11 protein-coding genes are annotated in these 13,557 nt (G+C 74.3%); 5 read left to right on the top strand and 6 right to left on the bottom strand.

Annotation, left to right across the window (positions count from 1 at the left end; translation table 11 throughout):
- The first annotated feature begins 158 nt into the window (after positions 1–158).
- From ACH4MY_RS27770 to ACH4MY_RS27755, 4 genes are all read left to right on the top strand, one after another.
- Positions 159–887 (top strand): TetR/AcrR family transcriptional regulator, encoded by a 729-nt coding sequence (locus ACH4MY_RS27770; protein WP_398006469.1) that lies wholly within the window; start codon positions 159–161, stop codon positions 885–887.
- Positions 884–2,443 (top strand): MFS transporter, encoded by a 1,560-nt coding sequence (locus tag ACH4MY_RS27765; protein WP_398006468.1) that lies wholly within the window; start codon positions 884–886, stop codon positions 2,441–2,443. The genes ACH4MY_RS27770 and ACH4MY_RS27765 overlap by 4 nt, the downstream gene beginning before the upstream one ends.
- A 1-nt stretch (position 2,444) precedes the next feature.
- Positions 2,445–3,563, top strand: a complete 1,119-nt coding sequence (locus ACH4MY_RS27760) for a PP2C family protein-serine/threonine phosphatase (RefSeq protein WP_398006467.1) — start codon at positions 2,445–2,447, stop codon at positions 3,561–3,563.
- A 245-nt stretch (positions 3,564–3,808) separates the two neighbouring features.
- Positions 3,809–5,740 (top strand): CocE/NonD family hydrolase C-terminal non-catalytic domain-containing protein, encoded by a 1,932-nt coding sequence (locus ACH4MY_RS27755; RefSeq protein ID WP_398006466.1) that lies wholly within the window; start codon positions 3,809–3,811, stop codon positions 5,738–5,740.
- 64 nt (positions 5,741–5,804) lie between these two features.
- Here the strand turns inward: ACH4MY_RS27755 and ACH4MY_RS27750 are convergent, their stop codons facing one another.
- Both ACH4MY_RS27750 and ACH4MY_RS27745 read right to left on the bottom strand, forming a co-directional pair.
- On the bottom strand, positions 5,805–7,172 hold the full coding sequence (locus ACH4MY_RS27750; RefSeq protein WP_398006465.1) for an NtaA/DmoA family FMN-dependent monooxygenase: 1,368 nt from the start codon (positions 7,170–7,172) through the stop codon (positions 5,805–5,807).
- Positions 7,169–8,299: an LLM class flavin-dependent oxidoreductase gene (locus ACH4MY_RS27745; protein ID WP_398006464.1), complete on the bottom strand. Its 1,131-nt coding sequence runs from the start codon at positions 8,297–8,299 to the stop codon at positions 7,169–7,171. Before ACH4MY_RS27745 ends, ACH4MY_RS27750 begins: the two co-directional genes overlap by 4 nt.
- Before the next feature lie 661 nt (positions 8,300–8,960).
- Here ACH4MY_RS27745 and ACH4MY_RS27740 point away from each other — a divergent pair.
- Positions 8,961–10,211 (top strand): alpha/beta hydrolase family protein, encoded by a 1,251-nt coding sequence (locus tag ACH4MY_RS27740; protein WP_398006463.1) that lies wholly within the window; start codon positions 8,961–8,963, stop codon positions 10,209–10,211.
- A 66-nt stretch (positions 10,212–10,277) separates the two neighbouring features.
- Here ACH4MY_RS27740 and ACH4MY_RS27735 read toward each other — a convergent pair whose 3' ends face one another.
- From ACH4MY_RS27735 to ACH4MY_RS27720, 4 genes are all read right to left on the bottom strand, one after another.
- A complete protein-coding gene (locus tag ACH4MY_RS27735) occupies positions 10,278–10,862 on the bottom strand; it encodes a nucleosidase (RefSeq protein ID WP_398006462.1) in 585 nt (194 codons plus the stop codon).
- 75 nt (positions 10,863–10,937) lie between these two features.
- Positions 10,938–11,147: a DNA-binding protein gene (locus ACH4MY_RS27730; protein WP_398006461.1), complete on the bottom strand. Its 210-nt coding sequence runs from the start codon at positions 11,145–11,147 to the stop codon at positions 10,938–10,940.
- A 65-nt stretch (positions 11,148–11,212) separates the two neighbouring features.
- On the bottom strand, positions 11,213–12,547 hold the full coding sequence (locus tag ACH4MY_RS27725) for a VWA domain-containing protein (RefSeq protein ID WP_398006523.1): 1,335 nt from the start codon (positions 12,545–12,547) through the stop codon (positions 11,213–11,215).
- Positions 12,548–12,630: 83 nt separating this feature from the next.
- Positions 12,631–13,500 (bottom strand): AAA family ATPase, encoded by an 870-nt coding sequence (locus ACH4MY_RS27720; protein WP_398006460.1) that lies wholly within the window; start codon positions 13,498–13,500, stop codon positions 12,631–12,633.
- Positions 13,501–13,557 lie beyond the last annotated feature (57 nt).

The following is a 13,557-nucleotide window of genomic DNA, read 5'->3' as shown; positions in this document are numbered from 1 at the left end:
GCCCGCGTGAGACGCGGACCCGGTCACCGGGAACCCGAGGGTTCCAGTATGTCGACGACCGATTTGCAGGGCTACTCCCCTTCGCTGCCGTTCAGTGTACCCGACCTGGGCACATGGGTGAGTAGACAGTGTCTACTGAATCTTGGTAGACACTGTCCATGGATGACGGAACCGAAGATCATCAGGCACCCGGGATCGGGTACGGCGGAAAGACCGACGGGGAGGGCGACGGAGGGAGCGACGGAGGACACGGCGGCGAGAACGGAGACGAGAACGGAGGCGACCGCGACGGTGGCGACCGTCGCGGTGACGGCGAAGGCGGGCTGCGGGACCGGCTCGTCGGCGTCGGCGTCGAGCTGGTGAACGCCGAGGGCGTCCAGGCCCTCTCGCTCCGTGAGATCGCCCGCCGCGCGGGTGTCTCCCACGGCGCTCCCCGCCGCTACTTCCCGACCCATCTCGACCTCCTGTCGGCCATCGCCCGACAGGGCTTCGCCGAACTCGCCGCCCGTGTCGCCGCGGAGGACCGGGAGAGCGCCGCACCGCGCGAACGGATCGCGCTCCTCGCCCGCGTCTACCTCGACTTCGCCGGGGCCCGCCGCGGAATGTACGAGCTGATGTTCCGGCACGACCTGCTGGAGAGCGGCCGGCTCGGGCTGCGCGAGACGAGCCTGCCGCTCTTCGCCCGCCTCGCCGGGCTCGTCGCGCGTGTCCACCCCGGTGCGGCCGATCCCGCCGTCCTCGCCGGCGCGCTCTGGGCCAACCTCCACGGCATCGCGCAGCTCTGGCACTGGGGCAGCCTCCGCCTCGCGACCGGCGGCGACGACCCCGCCCCGCTCCTCGCCGCCGCCCTCGACGCCCACCTCGGCCCCGCGGAGCCCGCCCCGTGACCCCGCGCCGCACTCCCGTCCTCGCGTGCAGCGTCGTGGGCGCCGCCGTCGTCGCGCTCGACGGCACCGTCCTCACGATCGCCCAGCCCGCCCTCCAACGTGATCTGCACGCCGACGTCGGCCAGGTCCAATGGACCAGCACCGGCTATCTCGTCGCCGTCGCGAGCCTCCTGGTCTTCGCCGGCCGACTCGGCGACCGCTACGGTCACCGCCGGGTCTTCGCCGTCGGCGCCCTCGGCTTCGCCGCCGTGTCCGCGGGCATCGCCCTGGCCCCCGGCATCGGCGCGGTGATCGTGCTGCGCGCGCTCCAAGGGGTGTGCGGAGCGCTCCTCCAGCCCGCCACACTCGGCATGCTGCGCACCGTCTACCCGCCGGAACGGCTCGGAACGCCGATCGCCGTGCGCACCGCCGTCATCGGCCTCGCCGCCGCGGCCGGTCCGCTCGTCGGCGGCGCGCTGGTCTCCGCGTACGGCTGGCGCGCGGTCCTCCTCCTCGGCGTACCCCCGACTCTCGCGATCGGTCTGGTCGCCCTCGTCACCCGGGAACACCGGGCCGAGCCGGCCCCGGCGGACGAGCCCGGTCCGAGCCGCGTGCCGACTCCGGCCGATGCGCCGGGCCCGTCCCTCGATCCAGCTCCGGCGGATGCGCCGGGTCCGTCCCCCGCTCCGGATCCGGCCGACGGGCCGGTACCCGCCCCACGCCCCACCCCGTCCGGACTCTCCTCGCTCGACGCCGGCGGCGCCCTGCTGCTCGCCGTCGCGCTCGGGCTGCTCGTCCACGGGCTCGTCGACGCCGCCCGGCCCGGCGGCTCCGTCGCCGGGCTGCTCGCCTGCGCCGCGGCCGTGGTCGCCGGGTGCGCCTTCGCCCGGCACGAGCGCCGTGTCGCGCGCCCCCTCCTGCCCACGGAGCTGCTCCGGAGCGTGCCCGTCGTCGCGGGTCTCGCCGTCCTTCTCGCCGCGTCGGCCGCCCTGTCCGGCTCGCTGTTCGTCGCGACGTACTTCCTTCAGGACGTCCAGGGGCTCGACCCCCTCGACTGCGCGCTGCGCATGCTGCCGCTCGCCGCCCTCATCGTGCTCGGCGCGCCGCTCTGCCCGCTGCTCCAGCGCCGTTTCGGGCCCCGGCGCACCGCGACCGCAGGCGCAGTCCTGTTCGCGCTCGGAGTGCTGCAGCTCTCCCGGCTCGACGCGACGGCCGGCGCCGCCGCCGTCTGCGTCAGCGCGGCTCTGCTCGGCGCCGGGTTCGTCACGCTGATGGTGACCGCGACCTCGGTCGTCGTGCACCGGGCGCCCGAGGCCCACGCCGGAGTCGCCGGCGGCCTCCAGCAGACCGTGATGAACATCGGACCGGCGCTCGGCGTCGCCCTCGCGACCCTCCTCGTCGCCCTTGTCCCGATCGGCGGATTCGTCCCGGCCGCGGGCGTCGCCGCCCCGGCCCTCACCGTGGTCGCCGCGCTCGCCGTCCCCGCCGCCCTCGCCCTGCCCGGGCCGGACCGGCGGCGGACACGCCCGGGTTCGAGGTCACCCCGGTCAGGACGGCGACCTTACGTACGATCATGAGATGCCCGCTGGTCACCCGGGCCGTCCCGGCACCGCGACGCGCACCCAGTTCAACCTCGGTCGCGCACTGCCCTTCCTGGTCCTGGCCCTGACGTTCGCCGCCGATCTGATCACCCCGGACCGGGAGCGCTTCGATCGGCTCCTGGTCGCCGCGCCCGCGCTCGCCGCCGTCACCTGGAGCGTGCGCGGGACGATCGGCATCGGGCTGCTCGCCATGGGCGCCCGGCTCGTCCTCGGCCTCATCCGGGGGGAGCCCCTCGTCCCCGACATCGTCGCCAACGAGGCCGTGATCGCGGGAGTCACCGCCGCCGCGGCCTGGGTCAGCCGGGTCCGCACCCGCTACGAGCAGGACCTGCGGCAGCTCACCGCCGTCGCCGAGGTGGTGCAGCGGGTCGTGCTCCGCCCGCTCCCCGCCCGCCTCGGCCGCTTCGAGCTGCACCTGCTGTACGTGGCGGCCGAGGCCAAGGCCAGGATCGGCGGGGACTTCTACGAGGCCGTACGGGTCCCGGGCGCGGTGCGGATCATGCTCGGCGACGTCCAGGGCAAGGGCCTGGGAGCCGTCGAGACCGCCTCCGTCCTCCTCGGCTCCTTCCGCGCCTCCGTCGACGACGCGCCCGGCCTGGCCGCCCTCGCCGACCGGCTCGACGAGGGCCTCGCCCGCTACGGAGCCTGGGACCCGGACTCCGACGCCGCCGAACGTTTCGCGACCGTCGTCCTCGTGGAACTCCCCGACGGCGAGGACGTCGCACGGCTCCTGAGCTGCGGTCACCCGGCCCCACTGGTCCAGCGCGGTGCCGAGGTCGAGCCCGTGCACTTCGCCGACCCGTCGCTTCCCGTCAACCTCGCGGGCCTCGCCGACGATTCCCACCGTCATGTCGAGGAGGTGCCGTTCGGCCCGGGGGACCGGCTGCTCCTCTTCACCGACGGCGTCAGCGAGACCCGAGACCTGACCGGCACCTTCTATCCGCTCGAAGTGCGGCTGCGCGGCTGGGCGCGGGAACCGGCCAGTGAGGTTCCGGCGCTGCTCCACAAGGACCTGACCCGCTACGGCTCCGGCGGCCTCGACGACGACGTCGCAGCCCTGCTCGTGGTCCACCCGCCCGAAGCCCGCTCCCTCTGACCCGCCCCGGCCTTCCTCGCTGCCGTCCCCGCCGTCCCCGCCGGCCTCGAAGCGCGCCGTCACGTGCCCGAACCCCGTCCCCGTCGTCCCCAAACATCGACTTCGGGGCGTCTTGTGTCGTTCCCGCCCGGTTGCGTGATACGTGCGCTGTTCGTGCGCTCTGGCCGCTCCGACCCACATACGTGAGGCTTGCGACCGTCCGCACCGCGGACAGTCACCAGTCCAGTCGAGAGGAACGGGTGCACGTGCCCCAGGACAACCCCTTCACCACCGGCTCGTCCGAACACTTCCCCGGCTTTCCGGACGTCTCGGCGGCCCTGACCGCCGCCGAGACCTCCCGGATCGCCGGGCGCGGCCTCTGGGCCGCCGACGGAACGGTGGACCCCGGTGCCGTCCGGCTCGGCCAGACCCTCGCCAACGCGCTCCTCGGCGGGACGACCGACGGCACCGACGGCGCCGAGGCACTGCTCCCCGCCGAACTCGCCGCGTACGTCCAGGAGGTACGCGGCCTGGCACTGCCCGCGTACCACCGCATCGAAGGGGCCGCGGGGAGCGAGGGAGACACGGAGAACGTCCGGCTCTCCGCCTTCAGCCTCCGGCAGCTCGGACCCGGCCCGCACCCGCTCGTCGTCGTCCCCGCCGGCTGGACCCCCTTCGGCTGGCCGCTGTTCCTCTGGTCGTACCTCGTCCTCGCCCACAAGGGCTACCACGTCCTCGCCTACACGCCGCGGGGGCTCGGCATCCCCGGCCTGCCCTCCACCTCCAGCGGCCTCGTCGACGTCGCCGGACCCCACGACTGGGCCGACGGCTCCGCCGTCATCGACTTCGCCGTCGACTACTTCGCCCCGAGCGTGATCGGCTTCATGGGCGAGTCCTACGGCTCCGGCATCAGCCAGCTCGTCGCCGCCCACGACGACCGGGTCGCCACCGTCGTCGCCCTCAGCACCTGGGGCAACCTCGCGACCAGCCTCTACGACAACAACACCCGCCACCTCGCGGCCGTCAAGGCGCTCCTCGCCCTCACCGGCGGGCCGGTGGAGAGCAAGTTCGACGAGGAGAACCAGCGGATCCTCGCCGACTTCCAGGCCGACCGGAACCTGGACACCGTCGTGGAGTGGGGCTCGAAGCGCGCCCCCGAGTCGTACCTCCCCCAGACCAACGAGAAGGGCACGCCCACCTTCTTCTCCAACACCTGGCACGAGAGCCTCTTCGCGGTCAACCAGGCCCTGGACACCTTCAACGGCCTCGACGTGCCCAAGCGGCTCAACATGTGGATCGGCGACCACGCCGCTCCCGAGGGCCCCGCGCTCATCGGCCCGCCCACCACGCCCGGCGAGGTCAACCTGCCCATGGCGGAGGCGTACGCCTGGCTCGACCACCACCTCAAGGGCGAGAACAACGGGGTGGAGGACTGGCCGCAGGTCTGCAACCAGGTGATGTTCACGTACGTGACGGAGCCGATCCTGGACCCGCAGACCGGAGAGCCGACCGGCGAGAACCGGATCGTCGTACCCGCCCGCCGGGAGACCGGCGCCGACTGGAGCGAGGTCACCCACAGCACCGAGGCGTTCGGTCTCACCGGGGACGGCGGGAGCGGGGCCGACGGCCGGCTCGTTCCCCTCGGCGGAGGAACGCCCGGGGCGGAGGAGACCGGCTGGCGGCGCGCGTTCCTCGCGGGCGTGGACACCGAGGCCACGGCCATGGACGCGATCATGCAGACCGGCCGGGCGGAGTGGGCCGGGAACCCCAAGATCTACGACACCCGCAAGATCGACCGTCGGCACGCGGTCGCGTGGACGACCGAACCGCTGGTCTCGTCCGACGGGGCGGAGACGGCCGCACGTCGCGTCCGGGGCACCCCGCGGGTGCGCCTCACGGTCCGCTCCACCGCCACCTCCGCGAGCCTCTACGCCCATCTGCTGGACGTCGCCGAGGACGACACGGCCCGCATCATCAGTCACGAACCGCTCAACGTCTACGGATTGACGCCCGACCAGGACACGACCGTCACCTGGAAGCTCCAGGCGGCCGCGTACGACATCGCCTCCGGGCACCGGCTGATGCTGGTCGTCGACAGCAAGGACCCGCTGTACGGCGACGCCTCCGTCACCTGGACGCAGACCGTCGTCGGCTCCCCGGAGGACGAGCCGTCCTTCCTGGAGCTGCCGCTCGGCTGAGGTCCGGTGGCCGGACGGCGGACGGGTACGCGGCTCCCCGCACGCGGACCCGTCCGCCGTCGTGTCACACCGCCGGGGCCAGCCCCAGATGCTCGCGGAGCGTCGTGCCCGTGTACGCGGTCCGGTACACGCCCCGCTCCTGGAGCTCCGGCACGAGCAGCTCCACGACGTCGTCGAGCCCGTCCGGCACCAGGTACGGCGTGATGTTGAAGCCGTCGACGGCGCCGTGCCGCACGAACCGGGCGAACTTCTCGGCGAGCCCGGCCGGAGTGCCCACGTGCCCGCGCTGCTGCGGCCCGAGCTCGATGACCGCCTCGCGCAGCGACCAGCCGTTGGCCTCGGCCTTCGCCCGCCACCGGGCCACCACCTCCCGGGGGTCCTCGACCCACCGGGTCCCGAAGGTCCCCTTGTCCTGGGCGGCCACCGGATCCTCGGCGGGCAGCGGCCCGTCGGCGTCCCGTCCGGACAGGTCGATGCCCCACAGCCGGCTCGCGATGCCCAGCGCCACCGCGGGCGTGACCTGGGAGAGGCGGACCCAACGGGCCTTCTCCTCGGCCTCCTTCTCGGTCGCACCGATGACGATCTCCGTGCCGGGCAGGATGCGCAGCGCGTCCTCGGCCCGGCCCGCCGCGCGCAGTCTGCGCCGGATGTCCCCGGCGAAGGCGAGGGCGTCGTCGAAGTCGGTACCGTGCGCGGAGAAGATGACGTCGGCGTTCCGGGCACCGAAGTCCCGGCCGTCCCCCGAGTCGCCCGCCTGGAAGATCACCGGATGACCCTGGGCGCTGCGCGGCAGGGTCGGCGCCAGGTCGACGTCGAACTGGGCCCCTCTCGACCGTACGCGTCCCACGGCGCCCGGCACCGACCAGGTACGGGCCTCGACGGAAGCGGCCACGGCGTCCTTCTCCCAGCCGTTCCAGACGGCGCGCGCGACGGTCAGGAACTCCTCGGCGCGCCGGTAGCGGTCGGCGTGGTCGAGGAAGCCGCCCCGCCGGAAGTTCTCCCCGGTCCAGGCGTTGTGCGTGGTCACCACGTTCCAGCCGGCCCGGCCTTCCGAGAGGAGGTCGAGACCGGCGAGGCGCCGGGCGAGGTCGCCCGGCTCGTTGAAGGTGGTGTTGGAGGTGGAGACGAGCCCGATGCGCTCGGTCGCGGCGGCGAGCGCGGACAGCTGGGTGATCGAGTCCGGGCGGCCGGCGACGTCCAGTTCGTGGACACCGCCCTCCGACTCGCGCAGCCGCAGACCGTCCCCGAGGAAGAAGGCGTCGAAGAGGCCGCGCTCGGCGGTGCGCGCCACTCGGAGGAAGGACGCCGGATCGATCTGCGAACCGCTCGACGGGTCGGACCAGATCGTCCAGTGGTTGACGCCCTGGAAGAACACCCCGAAGTGCAGCCGGGCGTCCGGGCGGGGGACGTCGGTCGGGTCGGTGCGGGTCATCGGGTCTCCTCCCGGACGAGTGCGGCGGCGCCGTCGGTCGTGAAGCGGCTGAGAGGCCGGGCGAGGCCCAGGGAGCCACGCAGAGTGGTGCCCGGCAGCGGGCGGGCCGCGATCCGCCGGACGAACAGTTCGGGCAGCACGAGCCGGGAGAGCACGGCCAGGTCCTCGTCGAGGACGAGCGGACGCAGCCGCACCCCGTCGACCCGGCCGCTCAACTCGGTGAGCAGGGAGACCAGTCCTGCGGCGGGTCCGGTGTACCGCAGCCGGTCCGGGCGGGCGGTCCACGGCGCGTACCGCTCCAGCTCGGTGATCCGCTCGCGCGCCGTCGCGCCCGGGGTGTCCAGGGCGACCTCGATCTCGGCGAAGGCCAGCGGCGGCGCGCCCTCGCCGGACGTCGCGGACGCGGCCGCCTCGCCGACCTCGGCGGCGGTGGTTCCGCCGACCAGTGCCACATCGATCAGTTCGGCCGGTACGAGACCCGTGCGGGCGAGGACCACCGGCCGCCCCTGCGGAGGGCGCGGCACGATCGACGGACCCCGCACGGAGTACGTCTCCCCCGTGAAGTCGACGGTGTGGAGCCGCGACCGGTCCAGATAGCGGCTCGTGGCCACGGACCTGATGACCGCGTCGTCCTCCCATGAGTCCCACAGGTCTCGTACGACCCGGAGGCCGTCGCGGGCCTCGCGGGCCCGCGCGTCGGCGCCCTCGACCGGAGGCCGGCCCCAGGCACGCGCGGCGGCGGGGTCCTCCTCGACCCCCACCACCCATCCGGCCCGGCCGGCCGACACATGGTCGAGCGAGGCGAGCTGCGAGGAGACGTGGAACGGCTCGGCGTAGGTGGTCGCGAGGACGGGGGCCACCCCGAGGACGCTCGTCGACGCGGCCACGTACGCGGCCCGTTCCACCGCCCCGATCCGGCCCACCGGATCGGCGCCGGAACCCGGCGGCAGAATCGAGTCGTCCAGCGTGACCAGGGTGAACCCGGCGTTCTCGGCGACGGCAGCGACCCGGGCCTGCCGACGCGGGGTCAGCAGCTCGCCGGGGGAGTGCGCGGCACGTCGCCACGCGGCCGGATGGGCACCGTCACCGTCGATCTCGACGGCCAGGCGCAGGGCAGGGCGGGGCATGGGAGGTCCTTCCGGAAGACAGGAGCGCGCGGCCGGCCACGGGCGCGCGGAGACGCGCCGAAGAGGGCCGGGTCACGGGATGTCGGCGGACGCGCGGACCCACGCGGGGCGGGGTCAGGCGCGGCAGGAAGGACAGATGGCCGATGAGGTACGGCAGTAGTCGACGTGCCGTCGGCAGACCAGCGGCGCGCTCACCCGGAAGCCGGTGCGGAGGTCGGCGGGGAGGCTGTCAGGGAGGCCGATACGGGGGCCGCGCGGCGCCGCGATCGATACGCGCACATCCGCCTCCCCGCAGGCCCTGGCCCAGAACCCGTCCACGTCCGGAAGGGAGCGCCTCAGCTTAGGCAGGCCGCCTTCCGCACTGTCAAGGCCGTCCCGGGAGGTGGTCGGGCGGACAGCGTTCCGAGGAGCGGGAGCCGGCCGGCGGACCGGCAAGTGGACCGGGCACGGCGGCACTTCCTCCGTGGCGGCGACCGGTGGGCGGGGGCGCGGCGGACGGGGCGGAGAGGGAGGGACGTGGCCGCGCCGCACGCGTGGCCTTCGGGGATGGGCCGGACGTCGTACGGCGGAGTGCAGACCGTCCCGTGTCCGCCCCTGGTCTGACGGGACATGGGCCCGCAGACGGACGCGTCCGTCCGGCCGTGGCCTCTAGCGTGCCCTCATGATCCGATTCAGCAGGGCGGCCGCGGCCGCCCTCATCGCCTGCTCCCTCACGTTACCGGCGGCTCTCGCCACGGCGGGCCCGGCCTCGGCCTCGGCTCCCGTCGGCACCGACGTCACGTCGGCGTGGCAGTCGCCGTTGTCCTCGTCCGGCACACCGGCCTGGCGATCGGCCCCGTCCTCGTCCGGCGCGCCGGTCGTCACCCGGGCCGCGCTTCCCGCACCCACCGGCCCGTACTCCGTCGGCAGCACCGTCCTGCCGCTCGTCGACCGGTCCCGTACCGACCCGTGGGTGCCCACCGCCGACGGGCGCGCGCTCATGGTCACACTCCACTACCCGGCCGCACGGGCCGGGAGCGGGCGCCCCGCGCCGTACGCCACCCGGGACGAGGCACGGCTGCTCGCCGAGCAGCTCGGGCCCGGCGTCTCCGGCGACGTGCTCGCCCGGACCCGCACCCACAGCGGGACCGACGCGCGGCCCGCGCCGGGCAGGCGCCCCCTGGTGCTGCTCTCGCCGGGCTTCAGCGTCTCCCGCTGGACGCTCACCCATCTCGCCGAGGACCTGGCCTCCCGCGGTTACGTCGTCGCGTCCGTCGACCACGCCTACGAGTCCTACGGGATCAGCCTGCCCGGCGGCCGTACCCTCACCTGCGTCGCCTGCACGGCTGTGGACGAGGGCGGTGTGCCCGCCAGTGTGGTCACCACGACCCGGGCCGCCGACATGCGGTACGTCCTGGACCGGCTCACCGGGCCCCGGCCCGTCTGGAAGTACGCCGACGTCATCGACGCCCGTCGGATCGGCATGGCCGGTCACTCCATCGGCGGGGCGAGCGCGGCGAGCACGATGGTGGCCGACCGGCGCGTCGACGCCGGGATCAACATGGACGGCTCGTTCTGGGAGGACCTCCCGGCGGAGGGGCTGGGGGGCCGCCCGTTCATGATGCTCGGGACCCACGACGACATGCACCTGCCCGGCGGGATCGACACCAGCTGGGACCGGGCGTGGACCGCGCTCGACGGGTGGAAGCGCTGGGTCACGGTGGCCGGCTCCGAGCACTTCACCTTCTCCGACGGCCCCGTGATCTCACGTCACTTCGGCCTGCCGCAGCCCGAACTGCCCACCGACCGCGCCGTCGCCGTCACCCGGACGTACGTGGCCGCGTTCTTCGACCAGCACCTGCGCGGCCTCGCGCGCCCGGTCCTCGACGGCCCGACCCCGGCGAACCCGGAGGTCCACTTCCAGCACCGCTGACCCGACCGTCGGCGGCTCGACGAGACGCCCGGGACCGGCACCGCCGGCCCGGCCGCCCCGTATCGCTCAGGAGCGGTACGGGGTGTTCGCCTCCGCCCAGTCGGCCAGCGCCCGCGCGCACTCGGCGACCGATTCACGCCAGGTGCGCGCGGCCCCGTCCCCGGCCTCGTCGCTGACGTGCTTCACGATGCGCAGCGGCACCCCGGACAGCTCCGCGGCCACCGCGAGCGCGTACCCCTCCATGTCGACCAGCGGCGCCCGCTCCGCGAGCCGGGCGCGAGCGGCCTCGTCCGAGATGAACGCGTCCCCGGTGGCCAGAACCACGTCGCCACCGTCCGGGAGCGACAGCGACGACCCGTACGTCTCGCCGGTCAGCGTCGCCAGCAGCTCGCCGTCGAGGTCGTGCTGCACGACCGTCCCGACGACGTGCGTCCCCGTCCAGCCGGGCCGCAGTGCCCCGGCCGTGCCCAGGTTCACGATCCCGGACGGCCGCGGGCCCCGGCCGAGGACGGTCGCGAGCGCGGTCGCCGCGTTCACCTTGCCCATGCCGGTCAGGAGCACGGGCAGATCCGTCTCCAGGAACTGCGCCTCCTCCTTGACGGCGAGGACGATCAGGGGACGGTCGGCCGTTATCTCTCCCAAGAGTTCCATGGAGGTCACGCTAGTTCGCGCGCCCGCCCGCAGTACAACCGGGACCGGAAGTCGCCCCCACCGACGGGCCGGGACTCACCCCAGGGAGAGGCCGCGTTCCGCGAGCACCTCGCCGAGCACGCGCAGCGCCTTCGGCCCCACACCGTGCAGGGCGGCGAGCTCGGCGGCGGGGACGCCCGCGAGCTGGTCGAGGCGGGTGTATCCGGCCGCGGCGAGCGCGCGCGTGGCGGGCGCGCCGATGGCGCGGGGGAATTCCGTCTCGGGACGGTCGGATCCGGTGGGCATGGACCGATCGTGCCATGCGGGCGACGGTCCGGCACCACCTCCGCCCCAGCCCCGCGTTTCGCGGTTCACACCGGCAGCAGGCGGCCGATCAGCGCCCCGAGCTGGCGGGCGTTCCGGCAGGGCCGCATCTCGACGAGACCGGCGTAGGCCGGGGCCACCGAGTCGCCCGTACCCCACAGCGAGGGCTGCTCGGGGTTGAGCCAGTGGACACGGCGTGCCCGGTCCGCGATCCGTCGCAGCGCCGCGAGGTTCGGGTCGGAGCCGTTGGTCCGGGCGTCCCCGAGGACGAAGACGACCGTGCGCGGGCCGAGGGCCTCCAGATACCGGTCGGCGAACTCCCCGAGCGCCGTCCCGTAGTCGCTCTGCCCGTGCCACCCGGTCAGCTCCGCCTCCGCGAGGATCCGGTCGCCGAGCCCCGCCGGATCCGCCGAACCCCGGGCGATCAGCCCCGTCACCTCGTCCACCCGATTGACGAAGGCGAACACCCGCACCCGGCTGAACTGGTCGTGCAGCGCCTGCACGAGCAGCATCGTGAACTGCGCGAAGCCGGCCACCGACCCCGACACGTCGCACAGCAGGACCAGCTCCGGCCGCCGGGGAGGGCGCCGTCGCAGCACGGGCCGCACCGGCACGCCCCCGGTCGACAGCGAGCGGCGCAGTGTCCGCCGCAGATCGATCTCCCCGCGCGAGGCCCGGCGCCGACGGGCCGCGAGCCGGGTGGCGAGCTTCCGCGCCAGCGGCCGTACCGTCCGCCGCAGCTCGTCCAGCTGGGCCCGTCCGGCGAGGAGGAAGTCCACGGTGTCCGCCGTCCCCGCGACCGCGCGTCGTGCGACCCGGCCCCGGCCCTGCCGCTCCGCGACGCGCCGCCGGGCCGCGGTCCTGACCCGCTCGCGAAAGGCCTCGATCCGGCGCCGGATCTCGTCGTCGAGGAGCCGCTCGGTGAACTCGGGGTCCTCCGCCCCGGGAGCGGCCCGGAGCCGCTCCCGTACGCGCGCCAGCAGCGTCTCCGGCCGCAGCCGGGACAGCGTCTGGTACGAGGACCAGCCGTCCGACCCGGGGCCGGAGCCGTAGCCGCCGAAACCGCCGACCGCCTCGGCGGCGAGACGGTCGAGAGCGGCGCCGTCAGCCGCGGTGAGGGCGTCCGCGAGGCGGTCCCGCAGCGCCGCGAGAGCCGCCGGGGTGTTCTCGTACGCCTCCGCCGCCGCTGTGTGGCCCAGTGGGAAGTACAGGTCGAAGACCTGGTCGAACACCGGTCGCTGCCTCTCGCCGTGGAGGAGGGTCGCCGCCAGCGCCTCCCGGAGCCGCCCGCGGTCCGTGAGACCGACCGCCTCCACGGCGTGCCCGGCGTCCACGGTCTCGCCGGTCCCGATCCCGAAGCCGTGGGCGCGCAGCGCGCCCACGAGACCGGTGAGCCGGGCCGCGGTCGCACCGGGCGCCGTGGCGGCGGCGGAACCTCCCGGGGCGTCGGGGGCGTCCGCGGGCCTCACACCGCGTCCAGGTCGAGCTTGGCCGCCGCCTTCACGATGTCCTCCTGGTGCTTCAGCAGGACGCCCAGGGTCTCCCGTACGACCCGTTCGTCCAGTCGGTCCGCGCCGAGTGCCAGCAGGGTCCGGGCCCAGTCGATCGTCTCCGAGACGGACGGCAGCTTCCGCAGGTCCATCGCCCGCAGCGCACCGACGACCCGCACCACGGAGTCGACGAGGACGGCGTCGAGACCGGGGACCTTGAGCGTGACGATGCGTCGCTCCAGTTCCTCCTCGGGGAAGCCGATGTGCAGGAAGAGGCAGCGCCGGCGCAGCGCCTCGGACAGCTCGCGGCTCGCGTTGGAGGTGAGCACGGTGAAGGGGCGCCGGGTCGCCGTGATGGTGCCGAGCTCGGGAACCGTGATCTGGAAGTCGCTGAGCACCTCCAGGAGGAGGCCCTCGACCTCGACGTCCGCCTTGTCGGTCTCGTCGATCAGGAGCACGGTCGGCCGCTCGGACCGGATCGCGGTGAGCAGCGGCCGGGGGAGCAGGAACTCCTCGCCGAAGATGTCCGTCCGCGTCTCGTCCCAGGACTCGCCCCGCCCGGCCGTGATCCGCAGCAGCTGCTTGGCGTGGTTCCACTCGTACAGCGCGCGGGACTCGTCGACGCCCTCGTAGCACTGGAGCCTGACCAGCCGCGCGCCCGTCACCTCGGTGACGGCCTTGGCGAGCTCCGTCTTGCCGACGCCGGCCGGGCCCTCGACGAGCAGCGGCTTGCCGAGCCGGTCGGCGAGGAAGACAGTGGTGGCGACGGCGGGTGACGCGAGGTAGCCGGTCGTGGCGAGCTTCTCGGCGACGTCGTCGACGGAGCTGAAGAAACCGGTCGTCATGGCTGTCCCCCCGGGGAGCGGAATCTCGTACTGGCCAGTAGCCTCTGCTTGTACTTG

The sequence above is a fragment of the Streptomyces sp. NPDC017246 genome, assembly GCF_044331325.1.
GTDB lineage: Bacteria > Actinomycetota > Actinomycetes > Streptomycetales > Streptomycetaceae > Streptomyces.
This window is presented reverse-complemented; position numbering and strand designations above follow the sequence as displayed.